A 21,068-nucleotide genomic window follows, 5' to 3' on the forward strand; every position below is an offset into this window, starting at 1 on the left:
CCCCTGCCATTCCCCCCCCCCCCCCCCCCCCCCCCCCCCGGGGGGGGGGAACCCCCCCCCCCCCCCCCCCTCTTCCTTCCCCCCCCGGGTCCGGGCAGAGCCCGGGAAACGGCGAAAGGGCGGGGCGGGGAGAGGCTCCGCGCAGCGGCCGCTACCCGCGCGGCTCGTCCGGGTCCGCCGGCGGCGAGCCGTCCACGGTCAGGTCCGGGACCGGCCCGGAGCCGTCGCCGGCCGGCCCCACCCCGGGCCCGGGCCCGTCCGGCCCGGAGCCGTCGCCGGCCGGACCCGCTGAGGGTCCGACCTGGTCCGGCTCGGCGGGCGCCGCAGCGGGCCCGGCCTGGTCCGGGTCGGCCGGCGCCGCAGCGGGCCCGGTGACGGCCTTGGCCGCGCTCTCACCCGCGACCGGCGCCGGAGGCGAAGGGGCCGCGCGCTCCAGGAACCGCAGCAGCTCCACCGGGAACGGCAGGACCAGCGTGGAGTTCTTCTCCGCGGCCACCGCCACGACCGTCTGCAGCAGGCGCAGCTGCAGCGCCGCCGGCTGCTCCGACATGACCGCCGCCGCCTCGGCCAGCTTCCGCGAGGCCTGCAGCTCCGCGTCCGCGTTGATCACACGCGCCCGGCGCTCACGGTCCGCCTCCGCCTGCCGGGCCATCGACCGCTTCATCGTCTCCGGCAGGGACACGTCCTTGATCTCGACCCGGTCGATCTGCACGCCCCAGCCCACCGCCGGGCTGTCGATCATCAGCTCCAGACCCTGGTTGAGCATCTCCCGGTTGGACAGCAGATCGTCCAGGTCCGACTTTCCGATGATCGACCTGAGCGAGGTCTGCGCCATCTGCGAGACGGCGAAGCGGTAGTCCTCCACCGCCACGATCGCGTTCGCCGGGTCGACGACCTTGAAGTACACGACCGCGTCCACCCGCACCGTGACGTTGTCCCGGGTGATGCCCTCCTGGGCCGGCACCGGCAGCGTCACGATCTGCATGTTCACCTTGCGGAGCCGGTCGATCCCGGGAACGATCACCGTGAACCCGGGAGGCCGTATCTCGTTGCGCAGCCTGCCGAAGCGGAACACGAGGCCCCGCTCGTACTGCTTCACCACCCGGGCCGCGGCGCCGAGATAGACCGCGATGCCCGTACCCGCGGCGATTATCGCTGTCAGCAGTTCTTCGACCATGACGGCCCCCTGCCGGACATACCTTCCTACCTACGGTATGCCCTACAGCCAGGCCGCGAATTCCAGCAACAGCTCCGCGTCCCGGCGCCGCCCGGCGGCCAGCGCCCGGTTGCCCGACTCCACCGCCCGGAACAGCGTCCAGCCCCGCAGCCGGTCCCGGTCCACCTCCAGCGCGTCGGCCAGCTTGTTCACCCGGCGCCGGGCGCCCGCCGCCCCCGCGGAGGAGGCCACCTGGTCCTCCAGCCGGTCACGGACCAGCCGCGCCAGGTCGTACGCCCGCTCGCCGACGAGCGGATCGGGGCCCACCGTCAGCCACGGCGCCCGCTCGCCCGCCAGCACCTTGCCCTGCCGGAAGTTCCCGTGCAGCAGGAGTTCCTCCGGCGCGGCCGTCACCAGCTCCGTGCGCATCGCCAGAGCCGCGTCGGCCAGGGCCCGGAGCTCGGCCGGGGCCGCCCGCAGGGCCGCCGACTGCTCCTCGGTGCGCCGCGCCACCGTCTCCCACCCGTGCCCGGCCGGCGGGGCCACCCACAGCCTGCGCAGCGTGCCGCTGGCCTCCAGCAGCGCCTTCGCCTCCGGCAGCGAACGCAGCGAGACCTCCGGGTGCAGCCGCTCCAGCAGCAGCGCCCCGTCCTCCTCGTGATACCGCGTGTCCAGGACCCGTACTGCCCCGAAACCGCCCCAGTGCGCCAGCGCCGCCAGCTCCAGGTCGGGCCGGGCGTGCGGGGGCGCCAGTTTCAGCGCGGCCGGGGTCCCGTCGGGGTACGTGACGAGGACGACCAGGCTGCTGCGGCCGCCGGGGGCCTGCACCCGCTGGGCCCGTACCCCGCGCCGGGACAGCGCGGCCTCGGTGAGTCGGGGCAACTGCCCCAGCCAGTCCGCGTCCTGCGCCGTTTCCGGCAGCTCGCCGAGCGCCCGTACAAGCCGCTGCGGCGGTTCGAAAGCCATGCGTGCGTGGTCCCTTTCAGCCGTGCTGGGCCCGTTGCGCTTCGTCCGCGCGTTCCGAGAGCCCAGGGAAGGCTACGCCGCCGCCACGCCAGCGTGCCGCGCGCACGGCCGCGGCGCTCAGCGCGTCGGCCGCCTCGCGGCGCAGCGGCCCCTCCGCCGCCCGCACCAGATCGGAGTACGCGCCCGCCACCCGGTCCTCGACCACCGCGGCCAGCCGCTCGGCGTCGGCGGCGGTGCGCACCTGGAACGGCAGGGCGTACGCGGCCTCCGCCGGCCGGGGCGCCCCGCCCAGCTCCCGTACGGTCCGGGTGAGCGCGTCACGCCGCGCGAGGTGGACGCCGTACGCCTCCCGGGCCTGCGTCGCGCGGGCGCCGGTGCTCCGGGCGCCGATCACCCCGTAGCCGTACGCGGCCGCGTGCTCGGCGGCGAGTGCGGCCTGGGCGGCTTCCATGGCCCGGCCGGCGGGGGAGGGTTCGGGCTTCACGAGGCGGCTCCCGGGGTCGAGGTCAGCAGGTAGGCGTGTACGGCGCCGCAGGCGGCCACCGAGGCCAGCATCCGGGCCAGCTCCCCCGGGGCCCCCGCCAGGTCGATGGTCCGGGCCTCGGACAGGCTCCGCTCGGCGTTCGCGAGGGCCGTCAGGGCGTCGGCGGGCTTCGCCGGCACCGGCTCGCCGCTCGCCGCGGACCCCGCGGACCCGGCGGCCCCCGCGGACCCGGCGGCCCCCGTACCGCCGGACGGGGACGTGGACGGCGACGGGGACGGTGAGCCCGACGGAGCGGGGGAGAGGGCCGCCGCGTGCGCCGCGACGGCGGCGCGCAGCGGCGCGAGCCGCCCGGCCAGGGCAGGATGGGCGGCCGCGGTGGCGTCGTAACGTTCCAGCAGCCGCGCACTGTCACGAACGGCCGTCTCCCGCATCCGCCGTTCGAGTGAAATCCCGGCATCGCCGTAGGTCGGGCGGTCGTCGGAGCACCCCGTCAGCAGCGCGGCGCCGGCCGCGCCGGCGGCACCGGCGGCACCGGCGAGCAGGCTCCTGCGCGAGGGTCTCGAAGACAGAGTCCAGGGCACGGCGACGTCCTTCGGGTGATGGCTGGGCTGAGGGCGGGGCAGGGTGTGATCACGGTACCCGGGGCCCTGTCCACAGGGCGGACGGCAACACCCTCCGACACCGGATACCCTTTGACCTGACACACGACGGAAATCACAACAGCACACGCGGCCGAGGAGTCACCCGGATGAGCACCACCCAGAGCGACAGGCTGCGCGGACTGCTGGAGCCGCTCGTCGCCGCCAAGGGCCTGGACCTCGAAGAGATCGAGCTGTCAAGGGCGGGCAAGCGCCGGATGCTGCGGATCATCGTGGACTCCGACGAGGGCGTGGAGCTGGACGCGTGTGCCGAGCTGAGTCGCGAGGTCTCCGACAAGCTCGACGAAACCGAGGTGATGGGTGAGGACGAGTACGTCCTCGAGGTGAGCTCGCCGGGCGCCGACCGTCCGCTGACCGAGCACCGTCACTACGTACGGGCGATCGGCCGTCTCGTGAAGTTCCAGCTTTCCGCCGAAGGTGACAAGGGCGCCGGGGAACTGGTCGCCCGCATCCTCGATGCCGACGACGAGGGCCTGGACCTCGAAGTCCCGGGCGTGAAGGGCCGCAAGGCGACCGCCCGCCGTATTGCTTACACCGACATCGTCAAGGCGCGTGTCGAGATCGAGTTCAACCGCAAGGACAAGAAGGAAGAGGAGGCGTAGCCGTGGACATCGACATGAGTGCCCTGCGGGGTCTGGTCCGGGAGAAGGAGATCTCCTTCGACCTGCTCGTCGAGGCGATCGAGTCGGCCCTCCTCATCGCGTACCACCGGACCGAGGGGAGCTTCCGCCGCGCACGCGTCGAGCTGGACCGCACCAACGGTCACGTGGTCGTGTGGGCGACGGAAGACCCGAGGGATCTCGAAGAGGGCCAGGAGCCCAAGGAGTTCGACGACACCCCGTCGGACTTCGGCCGGATCGCGGCGACGACCGCCAAGCAGGTGATCCTGCAGCGTCTGCGCGACGCCGAGGACGACCTGACCTTCGGCGAGTTCGCCGGCCGGGAGGGCGACGTCATCACCGGCGTCGTGCAGCAGGGCAAGGACCCGAAGAACGTCCTCGTCGACATCGGCAAGCTGGAGGCCATCCTGCCGGTGCAGGAGCAGGTCCCCGGTGAGGAGTACACCCACGGTCTGCGCCTGAAGGCGTACGTCGTGCGCGTGGCGAAGGGTGTCCGCGGTCCGTCCGTGACCCTCTCGCGCACCCACCCCAACCTCGTGAAGAAGCTCTTCTCGCTGGAGGTCCCGGAGATCGCCGACGGCAGCGTCGAGATCTCGGCCATCGCACGTGAGGCCGGTCACCGCACCAAGATCGCCGTACGGTCCACCCGCTCGGGCCTCAACCCGAAGGGCGCCTGCATCGGCCCCATGGGCAGCCGGGTGCGCAACGTGATGGCCGAACTGCACGGCGAGAAGATCGACATCGTCGACTGGTCGGACGACCCGGCGGAGATGGTCGCGAACGCGCTGTCACCCGCCCGGGTGAGCAAGGTCGAGGTCGTCGACTGGGACTCCCGCTCCGCCCGGGTGACCGTGCCCGACTACCAGCTGTCGCTGGCCATCGGCAAGGAGGGCCAGAACGCCCGCCTCGCCGCGCGGCTCACGGGCTGGCGCATCGACATCCGGCCCGACACCGAGGCGTCCCCGGACGCGGACCGGGACCGGGGCGGGGAATAAACCGGTACCGGACGGGGCTACCCGGACGGTAGACAGGAAGCACCGCTGCTGTTTCGGCGGTGGATCAAGACAACACAACAGCCGTTCGATTTTTCGCCCGCCACTTGTCGGGGGAGAGGTCGGTGCGGGGAGGTAGACTTAGGCGTGTCTGGCCGGACGCAAGCCCGCGCACGCCCCGAACGCACCTGTGTGGGGTGTCGGGAGCGAGCGGCCAAGAGCGATCTGCTGCGCATCGTGGCGATCGAGGACGCGTGCGTCCCCGATCATCGCGGTACGCTGCCCGGCCGGGGTGCTTACGTGCACCCCACCGTGGTCTGCCTCGACCAGGCGGTTCGCCGCCGCGCATTCCCCCGGGCCCTCCGGTCCGCCGGAGTGCTCGACACGGTGAACCTGCGCAAAGCCGTGGCCGGTGACACCGGGGCCACACCGTAAGACGTAGAACGGCACGGATACCCCGTGCGGTCAGGTACCTCGCGAGTTGGAAGTAGGTCGAGATTGCGATGAGCACTCGATGAGTACGCGATGAGTACGCCCATGAAGTAGCAACGGTCCGGCGTAACCCGGACCTAAAAGGAGCGAAGTGGCTAAGGTCCGGGTATACGAACTCGCCAAGGAGTTCGGAGTTGAGAGCAAGGTCGTCATGGCCAAGCTCCAGGAACTCGGTGAGTTCGTCCGTTCGGCGTCCTCGACGATCGAGGCGCCGGTTGTACGCAAGTTGACTGACGCACTGCAGGGGCCCGGCGGCAACGCCGGCAAGACCGCTGCAAAGCCCGGCGCGCCCCGCAAGGCCGCGCCCGCCAAGCCCGCAGCGCCCTCCCCGGCCGCTGCGGCACGTCCCGCTGCCCCGAAGCCCGGTGCACCGGCCCCCAAGCCGGTCGTCGCCGAGGCTCCGGCCACCGGCACCCCGGTGACTCCGGCCGCCTCCGGCCCGCGTCCCGGCCCGAAGGCTCCGGCCGCCCCGAAGCCCGCTCCGGCGGCGCCCGTGGCGACCGAGTTCTCCGCGCCTCCGGCGGCTCCGGCCGCCCCGGCGCGCACCGAGCGTCCCGCCGCCGCGGCCCCGGGTCCCCGTCCGGCGCAGCAGCGTCCGGCTCAGGGTCAGGGTGGCCAGTCCGGCGCCCGTCCCGGCGCCCCGCGCCCGGCCGGCGCCACTCCCGGTGGCCAGGCCCCCCGCCCCGCGGGCGGCGCCCAGGCCCCGCGTCCGCAGGGCGCCCGTCCGGCCGGTCCCCGTCCGGGCAACAACCCCTTCACCTCCGGTGGCTCCACCGGCATGGCGCGCCCGCAGGCGCCCCGGCCGGCCGGCGCGCCCCGTCCCGGTGCCCCCGGCGCCGGCGGCGGCCAGGGTGCTCCCCGCCCGCAGGGCGGTCCCGGCGGCGCTCCTCGCCCGCAGGGCCAGGGCGCAGGTCGTCCGACCCCCGGCGGCATGCCCCGTCCGCAGGGCGGCGCCCCGCGTCCGGGTGGTGCTCCCGGTGGTAACCGTCCCAACCCGGGCATGATGCCGCAGCGTCCTGCTGCCGGTGGTCCCGGTCCGCGTCCCGGTGGCGGCCCTGGTGGCCGTGGTCCCGGTGCGGGTGGCGCAGGTCGTCCCGGTGGCGCCGGTCGTCCCGCGGGCGGCGGCTTCGCCGGTCGTCCGGCCGGTCCGGGCTCGCGTCCCGGCGGCGGTGGCGGCTTCGGTGGCCCGCGTCCCGGTGGCGGCGGCTTCGGCGGCGGCCCGGCCGGCGCGGGTGGCGGCGGTCGTCCCGGCTTCGGTGGACGTCCCGGTGGTCCCGGTGCCCGTGGTGGCACGCAGGGTGCCTTCGGCCGTCCCGGCGGTCCGGCCCGTCGTGGTCGCAAGTCCAAGCGTCAGAGGCGCCAGGAGTACGAGGCCATGCAGGCCCCGTCCGTCGGCGGCGTGATGCTGCCTCGCGGCCAGGGCGAGACCGTTCGCCTGTCGCGCGGTGCCTCCCTCACCGACTTCGCGGAGAAGATCAACGCCAACCCGGCGTCGCTCGTCGCCGTGATGATGAACCTCGGCGAGATGGTCACTGCCACGCAGTCCGTCTCCGACGAGACGCTCGAGATGCTGGCCGGCGAGATGAACTACACGGTTCAGATCGTCAGCCCGGAGGAAGAGGACCGCGAGCTCCTCGAGGGCTTCGACATCGAGTTCGGTGAGGACGAGGGCGGCGAGGAATACCTCATGCCGCGTCCGCCGGTCGTGACCGTCATGGGTCACGTCGACCACGGTAAGACCCGACTGCTCGACGCCATCCGCAAGACGAACGTCGTCGCGGGCGAGGCCGGCGGCATCACGCAGCACATCGGTGCGTACCAGGTCTCCACCGAGGTCAACGACGAAGAGCGTCGCATCACCTTCATCGACACCCCGGGTCACGAGGCGTTCACCGCCATGCGTGCCCGTGGTGCGAAGTCGACCGACATCGCGATCCTCGTGGTCGCGGCCAACGACGGCGTCATGCCGCAGACGATCGAGGCGCTCAACCACGCCAAGGCCGCCGGCGTCCCGATCGTCGTCGCGGTCAACAAGATCGACGTCGAGGGTGCCGACCCGGTCAAGGTGCGCGGTCAGCTCACCGAGTTCGGTCTGGTCGCCGAGGAGTACGGCGGCGACACGATGTTCGTCGACATCTCCGCCAAGCAGGGCCTGCACATCGACTCCCTGCTCGAGGCCGTCGTCCTCACCGCCGACGCCTCGCTCGACCTCCGCGCCAACCCGGAGCAGGACGCTCAGGGTATTGCGATCGAGTCCCACCTCGACCGCGGCCGCGGTGCCGTTGCCACCGTCCTCGTCCAGCGCGGTACCCTCCGCGTCGGCGACACGATGGTCGTGGGCGACGCCTACGGCCGAGTGCGCGCCATGCTCGACGACAAGGGCAACAACGTCGAGGAAGCGGGTCCGTCGACCCCCGTCCTGGTCCTGGGTCTCACCAACGTCCCCGGCGCCGGCGACAACTTCCTCGTCGTGGACGAGGACCGTACGGCCCGTCAGATCGCCGAGAAGCGTGCTGCGCGTGAGCGCAACGCCAACTTCGCCAAGCGCGTCCGTCGCGTGTCCCTCGAGGACCTCGACTCCGTGCTCAAGGCCGGTCTGGTCCAGGAACTCAACCTCATCATCAAGGGCGACGCGTCCGGTGCGGTCGAGGCTCTCGAGTCCTCGCTGCTCCAGCTCGACGTCGGTGAAGAGGTCGACATCCGGGTCCTGCACCGCGGTGTGGGTGCGGTCACCGAGTCCGACATCTCGCTGGCGATGGGCTCCGACGCCATCGTCATCGGTTACAACGTCCGTGCGGCCGGCCGTGCCGCGCAGATGGCGGACCGCGAGGGCGTCGACGTTCGCTACTACTCGGTGATCTACCAGGCCATCGAGGAGATCGAGGCGGCCCTGAAGGGTCTCCTCAAGCCGGAGTACGAAGAGGTCGAGCTCGGTACGGCGGAGGTCCGCGAGATCTTCCGCTCGTCCAAGCTGGGCAACATCGCCGGTGTCCTCATCCGGTCCGGCGAGGTCAAGCGCAACACCAAGGCGCGGCTCCTGCGCGACGGCAAGGTCGTCGCGGAGAACCTCACCATCTCCGGTCTGCGCCGCTTCAAGGACGACGTCACCGAGATCCGCGAAGGCTTCGAGGGCGGTATCAACCTCGGTTCCTTCAACGACATCAAGGTCGACGACGTCATCGCGACGTACGAGATGCGCGAGAAGCCCCGCGCGTAAGCGCGAGGCGGTTCGCACCGTGTCGTAACTCGTAACACCGGGGCCGGTCGGCGGAATATCCGTCGATCGGCCCCGGCCGTTGCGTGTACGGTTCTGGTGACCCGGCCGCGCGAGCGCCGGGTGATCCTCCCGGGTGACGGCCCGGCAGGCCACCGAACCCGCACCGGCGGGATATCCGGAACTGCATGTACGTGGGGACTCTGTCCTTCGACCTGCTCCTCGGCGACGTCCACTCGCTGAAGGAGAAACGCTCCGTCGTCCGGCCCATCGTCGCCGAGCTCCAACGAAAGTTCTCCGTGAGCGCGGCTGAAGTGGGCGACCAGGACCTGTACCGAAGGGTCCGCATAGGGGTCGCCCTGGTGAGTGGGGACGCGGGGTTCGTCTCGGACGTACTCGACCGCTGCGAGCGGTTGGTCGCGGCGCGTCCGGAAGTGGAGCTGCTGTCCGTACGACGGCGCCTCCACGGTGATGAAGACTGACTTATAGCTTGTCTGCAAGAAGAAGAAGGAGACGGACCAGTGGCCGACAATGCGCGGGCGAAGAAGCTGGCGGACCTCATCCGGGAGGTGGTGGCGCAGAAGCTGCAGCGCGGTGTCAAGGACCCCCGCCTCGGTACGCACGTGACCATCACGGACACCCGGGTCACCGGCGACCTGCGGGAGGCTACGGTCTTCTACACGGTCTACGGTGACGACGAGGACCGGGCCAGCGCGGCAGCGGGCCTGGAGAGCGCCAAGGGCGTACTGCGCTCCGCGGTCGGCCGGGCGGCGGGCACCAAGTTCACGCCCACCCTGACCTTCGTCGCGGACGCCCTCCCGGAGAACGCCAAGACCATCGAGGACCTCCTCGACAAGGCGCGCGCCTCCGACGCCCAGGTACGCGAGGTGTCCTCCGGTGCGCAGTACGCCGGAGAGGCCGACCCGTACAAGAAGCCGGGCGAGGACGACGACGAGGACGCAGCCGCGGAATGAGCACCAACGCAGGGAAGACCCCGGACGGCCTGGTCATCGTCGACAAGCCGTCCGGGTTCACTTCGCACGACGTGGTCGCCAAGATGCGCGGGATCGCCAGGACCCGCCGCGTCGGCCACGCCGGCACGCTCGACCCGATGGCGACGGGCGTGCTGGTCCTGGGTGTGGAGAAGGCCACCAAGCTCCTCGGCCACCTCGCGCTCACGGAGAAGGAGTACCTGGGCACGATCCGTCTGGGCCAGAACACCCTGACGGACGACGCCGAAGGCGAGATCACCTCTTCCACGGACGCCACCGGGGTCACCCGGGACGCCGTGGACGCGGGCGTCGCCAAGCTGTCCGGCGAGATCATGCAGGTCCCGTCCAAGGTCAGCGCGATCAAGATCAAGGGCGTGCGCTCCTACAAGCGCGCGCGGGACGGCGAGGACTTCGACATCCCGGCGCGGCCGGTGACCGTCTCCTCGTTCCAGGTGTACGACATGCGGGAGGCGCAGGCCGAGGACGGCACCAAGGTCGTCGACCTCGTCGTCTCCGTCGTCTGCTCCAGCGGTACGTACATCCGCGCCCTCGCCCGTGACCTGGGCGCCGACCTCGGCGTCGGCGGGCACCTCACCGCGCTGCGCCGCACGCGGGTGGGCCCGTACAAGATCGACCGGGCGCGGACGCTCGACCAGCTCCAGGAGGAGCTGACCGTCATGCCGATCGGCGAGGCGGCCGCCGCGGCCTTCCCGCGGTGGGACCTGGACGCCCGGCGGGCCTCGCTGCTCGCCAACGGGGTGCGGATCGACATGCCGGAGGCGTACGAGGCCGGCCGCACGGTCGCGGTCTTCGGGCCGCAGGGCGAGCTGCTCGGGCTCGTCGAGAGCAAGAACGGGAAGGCGAAGTCCCTCGCGGTCTTCGTCTGACGTTGACGTGGAGCGGTGAGCGCACATGGATTGCTGCTCACCGCTCCACGACCCCCCTCGGGTAGGTCTCTATCCACCCGGACCCCGGTATTCACCCGTCCGAGCAGGCGCGCGGAGTGAATGGAGGGAGCGTAAGGGGGCGCTTTCACCGCGCGTGCTTTTCGTGCTGATCTTCTCCTGCCTACCGTCGTGAGCACGGGGCGCTGCGGGGGAGCGGTGCGGGAGTGGTGCGGCCATGGCGGAGCTCGTCAGGATCTGCGATCTCGCCGGGCGGGCGCGCGGCGGCGGACGTGACAGCGCTTCCGGGGCTCCGGCTGGGCCGCAGGACCCAGCTCCCTTCAGCCTCGCCGGCGTTTGAGGCGCGGGGGTCCGGGGGCAGAGCCCCCGGCAGCGGCGCCGCAGACGGCGGGCCAGCCACCCGGCTCCGGTCCGGCAGCGCCGAGCCTGCGCCCGCTGGTGCTGGACCTGCTGCGGACCGCCTCGCCCGAGGTAAGGGCCGCGCCGGACGTGGCGTGACGATATGACGCGGCAGCCGTCCCACCCAGATGCCGATGCGGGGCACCGGCCACCGGCATGGCAGTCTTAGACCTGCAATCGGCAATCAGTTCAAGGACTAAACGGGTTCGGGCGAGGAGCGGTCACAGTGCAGCGCTGGCGTGGCTTGGAGGACATCCCCCAGGACTGGGGACGCAGCGTCGTCACCATCGGCTCCTACGACGGCGTGCACCGAGGACATCAGCTGATCATCGGACGGGCGGTGGCCACGGCGCACACGCTCGGGCTGCCGGCGGTCGTGGTCACCTTCGACCCGCACCCGAGCGAGGTCGTCCGTCCCGGCAGTCACCCGCCGATCCTCGCCCCGTACGACCGGCGTGCCGAGCTGATGGCCGGGCTGGGCGTTGACGCGCTGCTGATCCTGCCGTTCACGGCGGAGTTCTCGAAGCTGTCCCCGGCCGACTTCATCGTGAAGGTGCTCGTCGACAAGCTGCACGCGCGGGCGGTCATCGAGGGCCCGAACTTCCGCTTCGGGCACCGGGCCGCCGGGAACGTCGATTTCCTGCGCGAGATGGGCACCACGTACGACTACGAGGTCGAGGTCGTGGACCTGGTCGAGCGGGGCGAGGCGGGCGGCGGCGTGCCGTTCTCCTCGACGCTGGCGCGCAAGCTGGTCGCCGAGGGAGACATGGAGGGCGCGGCCGAGATCCTGGGGCGCCCGCACCGGGTCGAGGGCGTGGTGGTGCGCGGTGCGCAGCGCGGGCGCGAGCTCGGCTACCCGACGGCGAACGTCGAGACGCAGCCGCACACCGCGATCCCGGCGGACGGGGTCTACGCGGGCTGGCTGACGGCGGACGGCGAGCGGATGCCCGCGGCGATCTCGGTGGGGACGAACGTGCAGTTCGACGCGACCGAGCGGACCGTGGAGGCGTACGCGATCGACCGGGTCGGGCTGGACCTGTACGGGAAGGACGTGGCGATCGACTTCCTCGCGTACGTGCGCGGGATGGCGAAGTTCGAGTCGCTGGACGGGCTGCTAGAAGCGATCGCGGACGATGTGAAGCGGGCGCGGGTGCTGACGGACGCGTACGACGCGCGGCGCTGACGGACGACAGGGCACGGGCACAAGAACAGCAACAGAAACAGGAACAGGGCCCGTACCACCCCGGCATCGGATCTCGATCCGGTCCGGGTGGTACGGGCCCTTTCTGTTGCGGTCAGCCGAGGCGCGGGTCGCGCGGGGGCTGCTGCGGCGGCTGCTGGGCGGGCTGGGGCTGCTGCCAGGGCTGGCCGGGCTGCGGGTAGGGCTGGCCGTAGGGCTGCTGGGGCTGCTGGTACGGGGACTGGCCCTGGGGCTGGCCGTACGGCTGCGGGTGTGGCTGGGGCTGAGGCGGCTGCTGGTGGGGCTGCTGAGGAGCCTGGGGTTGCTGCGGCGCTCCCCAGTGACCCTGCGCGGCTTGCTGCTGGGCCCGCTGGAAGTCCTCGGCCACCAGCGCGGAGAGGTTGAAGTACGCCTCGCGCGTCTTGGGCCGCATCATGTCCAGATCGACCTCGGCGCCGGCCGCGAGGTGCTCGTCGAACGGCACCACGACGACGCCGCGGCAGCGGGTCTCGAAGTGCTGCACGATGTCCTCGACCTTGATCATCTTGCTGGTCTCGCGGACCCCCGAGATGACGGTGAGGGAGCGGGAGACGAGGTCGGCGTACCCGTGCGCGGACAGCCAGTCGAGGGTGGTGCTGGCGCTGCTGGCGCCGTCCACGGAGGGGGTCGAGATGATGATCAGCTGGTCGGCCAGGTCCAGGACGCCGCGCATGGCGGAGTAGAGCAGACCGGTACCGGAGTCGGTGAGGATGATCGGGTACTGGCGGCCCAGCGTCTCGATGACGCGGCGGTAGTCCTCGTCGTTGAAGGTCGTGGAGACGGCCGGGTCCACGTCGTTGGCGATGATCTCCAGACCGGAGGGCGCCTGCGAGGTGAACCGGCGGATGTCCATGTACGAGTTCAGGTACGGGATCGCCTGGACCAGGTCCCGGATGGTGGCGCCGGTCTCGCGGCGGACGCGGCGGCCGAGGGTACCGGCGTCGGGGTTCGCGTCGATGGCCAGGATCTTGTCCTGGCGTTCGGTGGCGAGGGTGGCGCCGAGGGCGGTGGTGGTCGTGGTCTTGCCCACGCCGCCCTTGAGGCTGATGACGGCGATCCGGTAGCAGGACATGACCGGGGTGCGGATCAGCTCCAGCTTGCGCTGGCGCTCCGCTTCGGCCGCTTTGCCGCCGAAGCGGAAGAGGCCGCCGCCGTTGTTGTTGTTGTTCTTGGGCTTCTGCTTGTTGCGCAGCAGGCGGTCGGAGGAGAGCTCGACGGCAGCGGTGTAGCCGAGCGGCGCCCCGCCGCCGCTCGGACCGGCCGAGTAACGCGGGTCGTGCTGGGGCTGGGGCTGGGGCTGCGGCGGCTGCTGGGACGGCCCGACGGGCCACTGCCCGGCGGAGCGGGGGTCGTACTCGTACTGCTGGGGCTGCTGGGGCTGCTGGGGCTGCGGCTGCGAAGGCTGCTGCTGGGGCTGCTGCTGCACCGGGGCGGGCGCCGGCGGCGGGAACGCGTAGGCGTCCTGAGCCGCGAACGCGGCGGGCAACGGCGGCAGTTCGTCGGCGCGTCCCCCGAACGGGGTCGTCCCGTCGGCTCGCGGTACGTCCGCAAGGTTGACCGGCGCCGCCGCCTCCTCCTCGGCGGGGGGCAGTACGGGCGTCCCCTCGGCCGGGGGCGCGTCGGCGACCGGCTCGGCCACGGGCGCCGGAGCCGGGTACGGCGGAACCTCGTCGACGGGTGCCGAGGCCGGAGCGGGGACCGCATCCGAGAACGGCGCGGGCGTGGCGTCAGCCGGTGCCGGTGCGGGTGCCGGATCCGGGGTGACGTCCTCGGCCGCTGCCGCGGGCACGTCGGCCACCGGAGCCGGAGGTGTGAACGGCGCGACCGGAGCCGGGGCTTCGGGCGCCGACGGGGCGGCCTCGACCGGAGCCGGAGCCGGGGCGGAAGGCGAGTACGGCAGCGCCGGAGCCGGATGCGGCGTGACCGCCTCGGCCGGGGACGGAGTTGCGGCCGGAGCCGGAGCCGGAGCCGGGGCCGGAGGCGAGTACGGCAGCGCCGGAGCCGGATGCGGCGTGACCGCCTCGGCCGGAGCCGTGGCCGGGACCGGAGCCAGAGCCGGAGGCGAGTACGGCAGCGCCGGAGCCGGATGCGGCGTGACCGCCTCGGCCGGGACCGGAGCCGGAGTCGTGAACGGCGCGGGCAGGACCGCGTCCTCGGACGGGGTCCGCGGAGCCGGCGGAGCGATCCGCATCGTCGACGGCGAGTCCACGTCCGACGGGTGATGGGGTTCGAAGCCACTGCCCTCGGGGAGCCCCGGCACCTGCGCGGCCGGGGCCGGAGTCGGGGCCGGGGCCGCGCCCTGTGTGTACCAGGCGGGCGGGGTGTAGTCGATGGTGAACTCGCCCGTCACTTCGGGCTCCGCGTCGGACTGATCGTCCGTCGGGACGTCCCACGCCCCGCCGCGCCTCTCGTTCCGATCGCCGCTCACTGGTCCTCCTGGTCTGTCGAACATTGGTCCGGCGCCCACCTCGCCGCGCCCGGACCCAGCCTAATCGCGCCCCGACACCACTGTCCGCCCCCCTCGGGGGCCGGGGTCAGTCGATGCGCCGAGCCCCGCCCAGCAGACCCGTCTCCGCTTCCGTCCCCTGGGTCATCACGAACTGCCGGTCCCGTGGCGTGCACCACAGGGTCACCCCGTCGCCCAGTGTCGGCAGGGATTCCACCGCCTGACGGGGCAACTGCATCAGGCGGCCGATCTGCCGCGCCTCGTCCGGGGACACCCGCTGCACGCCGACCAGCGACGACTGCTGCAGCAACCGCGGTGCCGTCGGGCTCAGATACGGCAGCAGGGTCAGCACCGACTGCCACGGCCCGGCCACCACGCGCCCGCGCGGCGGCCGCATCCCGCAGTCGCGGACCACCAGCACCGGGCTACCCGCCGACGCGCCCTGCGGGGGGACGCGGCCCACCTCGTGCAGGGTCACGCACTGCTGTCCGCCGCCCGCCGCCTGGGCCAGCCCGGACCACACCTGCCCGCGCCCGGTCTCCACCGCGACGCGCGCGCCCGTGGCCGCCGCGCGCAGCGCCAGTACCTGCGCCGTCCACAGACCGCCGATCAGCGTCACCTCGTACGGCGTAGGCCGGTTGATGCCGAGCACCGCCGGCCGTCCCTCGGCGTCCACGCCGATGACGACCCCGTCGTCCCCGACGGGCAGCGCCAGTGAGTCCAGGTCCACCGCGGGCACCACGTGCCGCTCCCGCCGCGGGCCGACCAGCCCGAAACCGCCCCTCATCGCGCCCCTCCCAGCGGCAGCGAAGCCAGCAGCCCCGGCACCTGTTCACGGTCGAGCCGGACCAGCCCCGTCTTCACGCCCCGCGCGGTCCTCTCCAACTCGCGGCGCGCCGTGACCAGTTCCTCGTCGCTGCGCCCGGTCACCCGTACGTGTCCGGTCAGGGTCACGCCCTGCCGCTCCGCCGGGGCCATCGTCAGGCTGAAGGTCGTCGCGAGCGCGGGCAGCGAGGTCAGCAGCGCCACGAACTGCGGCAGGGCCGCCGCCCCCGCGCCGCCCAACTGCGGCCAGCGGCCTATCCAGTACGTCGTGTGCCGCCGGTCGTCGCAGCGCCAGGTCCGCGAAGTCTCCTCGGTGCGCCGCCCGGTGCTGGCCGACCGGCCGGCCTGGGTGATCGCCATCGGGTTCGCGCACGAGGATGTCGCCAGCGCCGCCGTCAGCTCCTGCTCGGGCAGCACGGTGGCCTTGAACCCGGCCCCGGCCAGCCGGCTCGCCAACTGGTCCGCCACGCGCACCACGCAGCGCTGCGCGCCCGCCAGCCCGCCACCGCGCGCGGTGACCGCCTCGGGGCACAGCTCCGGGTCGAGTTTGAGCGCGATCCAGGTCAGCCGCACCGCCGGGGTGCCGGTCCGGGCCTGGAGCGGCGCGTAGTTGCGCGCGGCCATCGACTGGGCCGGCAGGTGGGGGGCCGGCGCCGGCTGGGTGTGCTGCACCAGCTGCGCGGACTCCAGCCGGATGCCGTCCACTTCGAGGATGTCCCGTACGACGGCCAGCGGCAGCGGGCGCGCCGCCCGGTCGGGCCGCAGCGCGGTGGCGTCCGTGTCCACCTGGACGACCGCGGTCAGGAAGGTCCCGTCGCCGATCATCCCGACCGGACGCCGGTCACGGTCGCCGAACGTGAGCGTGCGCAGCGCCGGATCGGCCTCGACCAGCGGCGCCAGCCCCGGCTCGGTGCCCGCCGGCACGACGAAGGACGCGGCCCGGCTCCGCCGCGCACGCAGCGCGAGGGCACTGCCGATCCACTCCGGCAGGGAGCGCTGGTGGCGGCGTACGAGCGCGAGCACCACCAGGACGAGGGCCAGTACACCGGTGGGAACCAGCAGCAGCGGTTCGACCACCCAGGCCACCAACAGACCGGCGGCCGCGACCTGGAGCAGTACGAGCTGTTGCAGTCGGAACGGACCGAAGCGGCCGGGGCTCGACTTCGGGTGTGGCGTCACCCCTCCGCGTGCGGGTGCGGGTGCGGGCGCGCCGGTCTGCGGCTCCGTCGCGGTGGCCATCACTCGCGCACTTCCCCTTTCCGGGGCCAGACCCCATGAGCTCCGGCGCTCCGCGACACCTGTCGCATGGCCCCCGGAAGCCTCCCAACCCACTCCAACAAGCCCTGATGCACTGATGACCCTCAACACGGCGGTCCGGAAGGCGCTGAGCGGCAGCATCACCCTACCCGGCCCGTGCATACCGTCCGTCAAGAGGCATAGTAGGTGCCCGGTCCGACAATCGAGGCCCGGGGACCGTACTCACCGGCCGGGCCGTGCGGGGAGAAGCAGACGGTCATGGCATCACGACGTGATGAGCTCAACGCGTACACCTTTGCGAAGCGGCGCACGGTGGCCGCGTTCCTCCAGCCCTCCGCCACGGGGACCGAGGAGGGCGCACCGCGCCCGCTGCGCGCGGTCCTCCCGGGCGTGATCGTCGGAGCTCTCGTGCTCGCCGGGTTCGGGGCCTGGGGCATGTTCAAGCCGACGGCCCCCAAGGGCTGGGCGGAGCCCGGAACGAGGGTCATCGTCGGCAAGGACTCGACGACCCGGTACGTGGTCCTGACGACGAAGGTCAACGGCAAGGACCAGACACGCCTGCACCCGGTGTTGAACCTCGCCTCCGCCCGACTCCTGCTGGATCCGCAGAAGTTCAAGGTGATCCAGGTCGAGGACAAGGTCCTCGACGCGGGCAGGCCGCCGCGTGGCCCCATCATCGGCATCCCGTACGCCCCCGACCGCCTCCCCTCCAAGGCGGACGCCGGCAAGGCCAAGCGCTGGGCCGTCTGCCAGCAGCCGGGCGGCAACGGCCGCGGCGTGCAGACCGCCACCTTCGTCCTCGCCGACCGCGAGGCGGACAAGACGGACGACGCGCGCAGGCTCACCGACACCCAGTCGCTGTACGTGCAGAGCGCCGGCGCGGGCAAGGAGCGCTACCTGGTCGACGCGACGGGCACGAAGTACAAGTTCCCCGAGGGCACCCCGGCGGCCGGAACGATGACCAACGCCCTGGTCGGCACGGGCGCCACCCCGCAGCAGGTCAGCCCGGAATGGCTGGGGACCCTCAACTCCGGCGACGACCTGAACTTCCCGCAGATCCCCGGCAAGGTCGGTGCCAACGCCGACGTCAAGGGCCTGATCACCGCCGACAACAAGGTCGGCATGGTGCTCAAGGCCCAGACCGGCTCCGGAGCGCAGCACTACGTGGTCCTGCCCGGGAAGGTCGCACCGGTCTCCGATTTCGTCGCCTGGCTGCTGATCTCGGCGCCCGCGACCGACGCCCTCAACATGCACGGCAAGGCCCGCGAGATCGACCTCCAGTCGCTCGACCCGGACGCCGCCCCGTTCGCCGGCGAGGTCAAGTGGCCGCAGAAGAAGACCGAGCGGATCAACCAGACCGCGCCGGCCGGCGGCGGCACGCAGGCGGCCGGCTCCGCGAACCGCGACACCGTCTGCAACGTCCTGCGTTCGGTCGACGGCCAGGGCAACCAGACCCTGAGCACCTGGGCCGGTACCGGCTTCCCCATCGACATCACCGCCAGTGGCACCAGCGCGTACGTCACCCCGGGCTCGGGACTGCTCTACACCCAGGTCCAGGGCAAGCAGACCACGGCCGGTGGCTCCCTCTTCCTGGTCACCGACACCGGCCTGCGCTACGCCGTCCAGGCCAACGGCGACAGCGACGCCGAGAAGTCGAAGATCGGCGCGCCCGACCAGCAGGCGAAGGGCACCACGGACGGCCGTCCCGAGGCCAGCCAGGCGCAGGTCAGGCTCGGCTACGGAAGCGTCACCCCGGCCATGGTGCCCATCGCCTGGTCGGAGTTCCTCTCCAAGGGCCCGCGCCTGGACACCAACTCCGCCCGCCAGCCCCAGGGTTCGTGAGGAAGCCGCCGATGCCCCAGCCCCGGAAGACCCGGCGCGCGCTCCTCGCCGCCGCCTTCGCCCTCGCCCTGGTCTCCGGCGGCGGGAGCGCGGCCCCGGCGGCTGCCACCGCCGCGCCGCACCCCCCGTACGCCATGCGCCTCGACGGCGCGGGGGAGTGCACCTTCCCGATGAAGAAGCAGATCGCGGACCGCCCCTGGGCCCTCCAGCGGCTCCTGCTCGACGAGCTCTGGGCGCAGACCAAGGGCAAGGACAAGAACGGCGCCAGCGTCCGGGTCGCCGTCATCGACACCGGCGTGGACCGGGCGAACCCGCAGCTCAGCGGCGCTCTCGACACCGGAGCCGGCAAGGACTTCGTCGACCCCAAGGGCGGCGACGGCACGAGCGACACCGTCGGCCACGGCACCAAGGTCGCCGGGCTGATCGCGGCCCGGCCCCAGGAGGGCACCGGCTTCGTCGGGCTGGCCCCGGACGCCACGATCATCCCGATCCGCCAGAACGACGGGCAGGGCAAGGGCAACGCCCTGTCCCTGAGCCAGGCGATCGACCACGCGGTGGCCAAGGGCGCCCAAGTGATCAACATCTCCCAGGACACCGACGTGCCGCTGTCCGCGGACTCCGAGCTCGCCAAGTCGGTCCAGAAGGCCATCGCCGCCAACGTCGTGGTGGTGGCCTCGGCCGGCAACGACGGGATGAGCGGCGAGAAGCGCAAGACCTACCCGGCGGCCTTCCCCGGAGTCCTCGCGGTGGGCGCCTCGGACCGCAACAACGAACGCGCCGCGTTCTCCCAGCCCGGCGACTTCATCGGGGCGGCGGCGCCCGGCGTCGACATGGTCTCCACCGTCCCCGGCTTCGGCCAGTGCCTCGACAACGGCACCAGCTTCTCCGCGCCGTACGTCGCCGGGGTCGCCGCCCTGCTGCGCGCCGAGCACGGCGACTGGTCCGCGCAGCAGATCGTCTGGCAGATCCAGAACACCGCCGAACGCTCGATCAAGGGCCGTGACGATTACGTCGGTTGGGGCATCGTCGACCCGGTGCGCGCCCTCGGCCACGACCAGCAGGCCCCGAAGGCCCCGGTACCGGATCCCGGCCCGCCCCCGGCGGCCGCCCCGCAGGCGGGGACACTGCACCTCACCGAGACGGCCCAGGAGCGGGAGGAGCGGCTCGGCACGTACGCTCTCGGCATCGGCGCCGTCCTCATCGCCGTCATCGCAGGAACCGCGACGGTCGTCCGGGACGCCCGCAACCGCCGACGCCGTTTGCAGTGAACGGTTCCGGTCCGTCAACGGGAGCGAGTCACCGGTGTTGGGGCTGGCCGATCAACTGGCTAGAGTGGCACCAGGCTTCACGAGTGTGATCGGGGGATCGCGTGAAGCGGAGGGGGACGTCCAGGACGTGTGGCTCGAACCGCGCCGGGCACGATCTGCTCCGCCGCGCAATCCGCCGGTTCTGCCGGCGAATTGAGAAGTGAGGAGCTTCGATGAGCACGAACACCTTCGGACTTGCGGACGATCCGGTCGTCCAGGCGAAGAACAAGATCGAGGAGACGGCCAACGCCGTCACCAGGCAGTCCCGCGAGCTGGCCGACATCATCGCCACCGTGAGCGCCGGCTGGACCGGTGTGGGCGCCTCGGGCTTCACGGCCGCCCAGGTCACCATCAACGAGGATCACGACGAGATCCGCAGGCTGCTCGGCGTCCTGCACAACGCGGTGGCGCAGACCAAGAACCTCAGCAACGCCCAGGACGACGAGGTGAGGGCTGCGTTCAAGGCGGCCGCCGCGGGCTCGGGCAAGGGCGCCAACGGTTCCGGCCTCAACAACATCTGACCACGCGCCGTTTTCCAGTTGGCCGCAGGAGAAGGAGAAGAACATGTCGGGTAACGACGGGACCCGGGTCCGGTATGAGACCGTCCAGCAGATGGCCGACCGCATCCGCGCGGTCTCCAAGAAGATCGTCGACGACCTGGCCGCGATGGACCAGGCACTGAAGGTCGTCACGGACACCTGGGACGGTGAGGCCCACCGCGAGTACGTCATCCTCCAGGGCAAGTACAAGGCCAAGGCCGACCACATGGAGAAGAAGCTGGCGGAGGTCGCCACGCTCATCGAGCGCGGCAAGGGCGACTACCGCGCCACCGACGTGAAGGCCTCGCGCCTGTTCACCGAGGCCTACTGAGCCCGGCACCCGCACGCCAGGCCGTACGTGCCGAAGGGGCGCGCCCACACCGGGCGCGCCCCTTCGGCGTATCCTGCCGGTCCCTCAGGGCCGGTGGCGGTCCAGGTCGAACTCGCCGTCCCTGGCCCCCAGTACGAAGGCCTCCCACTCGGCGGCGGTGTAGCGCAGCACGGTCTCCCGGTCCAGCGAGGACCGCATGGCCACCGCACCTTCCGGAAGCCGGGCGATCTCGACCCGCTCCTCGTCCGGGCTGGTCCCCGGCGGCCCCTCCCACTCCACACCGCTGATGTCGAGCGCGTACAGCTCGTCCTTCTCCTGCTGGGTGCCCATGGGTGGCCTTTCCCTCGGTGGCGCGGTCTTCACCACCGATTATCGGTGCTGCGCCGCCGGCCGGGCCAGGTTTCCACCCGATCCCCCGGTGGG

Annotated in this window: 20 protein-coding genes; 12 read left to right on the forward strand and 8 right to left on the reverse strand. The window is 72.3% G+C overall.

Annotation, left to right across the window (positions count from 1 at the left end; translation table 11 throughout):
- Nucleotides 1-151: 151 nt before the first annotated feature.
- The 4 genes from ACZ4TV_RS32060 to ACZ4TV_RS32075 are packed head-to-tail and all read right to left on the reverse strand — an operon-like array spanning nt 152 to nt 3,187.
- On the reverse strand, nt 152-1,177 hold the full coding sequence (locus ACZ4TV_RS32060) for a slipin family protein (RefSeq protein ID WP_468138720.1): 1,026 nt from the start codon (nt 1,175-1,177) through the stop codon (nt 152-154).
- 42 nt (nt 1,178-1,219) lie between these two features.
- Nucleotides 1,220-2,122 (reverse strand): aminoglycoside phosphotransferase family protein, encoded by a 903-nt coding sequence (locus ACZ4TV_RS32065; protein ID WP_468138722.1) that lies wholly within the window; start codon nt 2,120-2,122, stop codon nt 1,220-1,222.
- Between the two features lie 16 nt (nt 2,123-2,138).
- The gene (locus tag ACZ4TV_RS32070; RefSeq protein WP_468138753.1) at nt 2,139-2,573 is read right to left on the reverse strand and encodes a ferritin-like domain-containing protein; all 435 of its coding nucleotides are present in this window, start codon (nt 2,571-2,573) and stop codon (nt 2,139-2,141) included.
- 29 nt (nt 2,574-2,602) lie between these two features.
- The gene (locus ACZ4TV_RS32075) at nt 2,603-3,187 is read right to left on the reverse strand and encodes a hypothetical protein (RefSeq protein ID WP_468138723.1); all 585 of its coding nucleotides are present in this window, start codon (nt 3,185-3,187) and stop codon (nt 2,603-2,605) included.
- Nucleotides 3,188-3,354: 167 nt separating this feature from the next.
- Here ACZ4TV_RS32075 and rimP point away from each other — a divergent pair, with 167 nt between their 5' ends.
- From rimP to ACZ4TV_RS32115, 8 genes are all read left to right on the forward strand, one after another.
- Complete coding sequence (gene rimP, locus ACZ4TV_RS32080; RefSeq protein ID WP_468138724.1) at nt 3,355-3,867, forward strand: ribosome maturation factor RimP; 513 nt, start codon at nt 3,355-3,357, stop codon at nt 3,865-3,867.
- A gap of 2 nt (nt 3,868-3,869) precedes the next feature.
- On the forward strand, nt 3,870-4,880 hold the full coding sequence (nusA, locus tag ACZ4TV_RS32085) for a transcription termination factor NusA (RefSeq protein WP_468138726.1): 1,011 nt from the start codon (nt 3,870-3,872) through the stop codon (nt 4,878-4,880).
- A 144-nt stretch (nt 4,881-5,024) separates the two neighbouring features.
- On the forward strand, nt 5,025-5,312 hold the full coding sequence (locus tag ACZ4TV_RS32090) for a YlxR family protein (RefSeq protein WP_468138727.1): 288 nt from the start codon (nt 5,025-5,027) through the stop codon (nt 5,310-5,312).
- Between the two features lie 148 nt (nt 5,313-5,460).
- Complete coding sequence (gene infB / locus ACZ4TV_RS32095; protein ID WP_468138728.1) at nt 5,461-8,586, forward strand: translation initiation factor IF-2; 3,126 nt, start codon at nt 5,461-5,463, stop codon at nt 8,584-8,586.
- A gap of 185 nt (nt 8,587-8,771) precedes the next feature.
- A complete protein-coding gene (locus ACZ4TV_RS32100; protein WP_468138729.1) occupies nt 8,772-9,065 on the forward strand; it encodes a DUF503 domain-containing protein in 294 nt (97 codons plus the stop codon).
- Between the two features lie 39 nt (nt 9,066-9,104).
- Entirely contained in the window at nt 9,105-9,557 is a 453-nt protein-coding gene (rbfA, locus tag ACZ4TV_RS32105; RefSeq protein ID WP_468138730.1) for a 30S ribosome-binding factor RbfA, read from the forward strand.
- Nucleotides 9,554-10,462 carry a tRNA pseudouridine(55) synthase TruB gene (truB, locus tag ACZ4TV_RS32110; protein ID WP_468138732.1) on the forward strand — a complete coding sequence of 303 codons (909 nt, stop codon included), beginning with the start codon at nt 9,554-9,556 and terminating at the stop codon, nt 10,460-10,462. The genes rbfA and truB overlap by 4 nt, the downstream gene beginning before the upstream one ends.
- Before the next feature lie 643 nt (nt 10,463-11,105).
- A complete protein-coding gene (locus ACZ4TV_RS32115; protein ID WP_468138734.1) occupies nt 11,106-12,062 on the forward strand; it encodes a bifunctional riboflavin kinase/FAD synthetase in 957 nt (318 codons plus the stop codon).
- A 112-nt stretch (nt 12,063-12,174) separates the two neighbouring features.
- Here the strand turns inward: ACZ4TV_RS32115 and ACZ4TV_RS32120 are convergent, their stop codons facing one another.
- The 3 genes from ACZ4TV_RS32120 to eccE all read right to left on the reverse strand — a co-directional run bounded on the left by ACZ4TV_RS32120 (nt 12,175) and on the right by eccE (nt 16,608).
- Nucleotides 12,175-14,526: an SCO5717 family growth-regulating ATPase gene (locus ACZ4TV_RS32120; RefSeq protein WP_468138735.1), complete on the reverse strand. Its 2,352-nt coding sequence runs from the start codon at nt 14,524-14,526 to the stop codon at nt 12,175-12,177.
- Nucleotides 14,527-14,632: 106 nt separating this feature from the next.
- Nucleotides 14,633-15,331: a hypothetical protein gene (locus tag ACZ4TV_RS32125; protein WP_468138736.1), complete on the reverse strand. Its 699-nt coding sequence runs from the start codon at nt 15,329-15,331 to the stop codon at nt 14,633-14,635.
- The gene (gene eccE, locus ACZ4TV_RS32130; protein WP_468138737.1) at nt 15,328-16,608 is read right to left on the reverse strand and encodes a type VII secretion protein EccE; all 1,281 of its coding nucleotides are present in this window, start codon (nt 16,606-16,608) and stop codon (nt 15,328-15,330) included. Before eccE ends, ACZ4TV_RS32125 begins: the two co-directional genes overlap by 4 nt.
- A gap of 276 nt (nt 16,609-16,884) precedes the next feature.
- Here eccE and eccB point away from each other — a divergent pair, with 276 nt between their 5' ends.
- The 4 genes from eccB (at nt 16,885) to ACZ4TV_RS32150 (ending at nt 20,645) form a co-directional block, all read left to right on the forward strand.
- Nucleotides 16,885-18,468: a type VII secretion protein EccB gene (gene eccB, locus ACZ4TV_RS32135; protein ID WP_468138738.1), complete on the forward strand. Its 1,584-nt coding sequence runs from the start codon at nt 16,885-16,887 to the stop codon at nt 18,466-18,468.
- Nucleotides 18,469-18,479: 11 nt separating this feature from the next.
- The gene (mycP, locus tag ACZ4TV_RS32140; RefSeq protein WP_468138739.1) at nt 18,480-19,736 is read left to right on the forward strand and encodes a type VII secretion-associated serine protease mycosin; all 1,257 of its coding nucleotides are present in this window, start codon (nt 18,480-18,482) and stop codon (nt 19,734-19,736) included.
- Nucleotides 19,737-19,948: 212 nt separating this feature from the next.
- The gene (locus ACZ4TV_RS32145) at nt 19,949-20,296 is read left to right on the forward strand and encodes a WXG100 family type VII secretion target (RefSeq protein ID WP_468138740.1); all 348 of its coding nucleotides are present in this window, start codon (nt 19,949-19,951) and stop codon (nt 20,294-20,296) included.
- Between the two features lie 43 nt (nt 20,297-20,339).
- On the forward strand, nt 20,340-20,645 hold the full coding sequence (locus ACZ4TV_RS32150) for a WXG100 family type VII secretion target (RefSeq protein WP_468138741.1): 306 nt from the start codon (nt 20,340-20,342) through the stop codon (nt 20,643-20,645).
- Nucleotides 20,646-20,729: 84 nt separating this feature from the next.
- Here ACZ4TV_RS32150 and ACZ4TV_RS32155 read toward each other — a convergent pair whose 3' ends face one another.
- Nucleotides 20,730-20,975 carry a DUF397 domain-containing protein gene (locus ACZ4TV_RS32155; protein ID WP_351288755.1) on the reverse strand — a complete coding sequence of 82 codons (246 nt, stop codon included), beginning with the start codon at nt 20,973-20,975 and terminating at the stop codon, nt 20,730-20,732.
- Between the last annotated feature and the right edge of the window lie 93 nt (nt 20,976-21,068).

It is taken from the genome of Streptomyces sp. NPDC028910, assembly GCF_055564955.1.

Bases quoted from the DNA above. Each gene is read 5' to 3' on its own strand.
- ACZ4TV_RS32100 (WP_468138729.1), top strand. From the start codon at position 8,772: ATGTACGTGGGGACTCTGTCCTTCGACCTGCTCCTCGGCGACGTCCAC.
- ACZ4TV_RS32155 (WP_351288755.1), bottom strand. From the start codon at position 20,975: ATGGGCACCCAGCAGGAGAAGGACGAGCTGTACGCGCTCGACATCAGC.
- ACZ4TV_RS32145 (WP_468138740.1), top strand. From the start codon at position 19,949: ATGAGCACGAACACCTTCGGACTTGCGGACGATCCGGTCGTCCAGGCG.
- ACZ4TV_RS32065 (WP_468138722.1), bottom strand. From the start codon at position 2,122: ATGGCTTTCGAACCGCCGCAGCGGCTTGTACGGGCGCTCGGCGAGCTG.
- ACZ4TV_RS32125 (WP_468138736.1), bottom strand. From the start codon at position 15,331: ATGAGGGGCGGTTTCGGGCTGGTCGGCCCGCGGCGGGAGCGGCACGTG.
- ACZ4TV_RS32150 (WP_468138741.1), top strand. From the start codon at position 20,340: ATGTCGGGTAACGACGGGACCCGGGTCCGGTATGAGACCGTCCAGCAG.
- truB (WP_468138732.1), top strand. From the start codon at position 9,554: ATGAGCACCAACGCAGGGAAGACCCCGGACGGCCTGGTCATCGTCGAC.
- ACZ4TV_RS32060 (WP_468138720.1), bottom strand. From the start codon at position 1,177: ATGGTCGAAGAACTGCTGACAGCGATAATCGCCGCGGGTACGGGCATC.
- eccE (WP_468138737.1), bottom strand. From the start codon at position 16,608: ATGGCCACCGCGACGGAGCCGCAGACCGGCGCGCCCGCACCCGCACCC.
- rimP (WP_468138724.1), top strand. From the start codon at position 3,355: ATGAGCACCACCCAGAGCGACAGGCTGCGCGGACTGCTGGAGCCGCTC.
- mycP (WP_468138739.1), top strand. From the start codon at position 18,480: ATGCCCCAGCCCCGGAAGACCCGGCGCGCGCTCCTCGCCGCCGCCTTC.
- ACZ4TV_RS32070 (WP_468138753.1), bottom strand. From the start codon at position 2,573: ATGGAAGCCGCCCAGGCCGCACTCGCCGCCGAGCACGCGGCCGCGTAC.
- eccB (WP_468138738.1), top strand. From the start codon at position 16,885: ATGGCATCACGACGTGATGAGCTCAACGCGTACACCTTTGCGAAGCGG.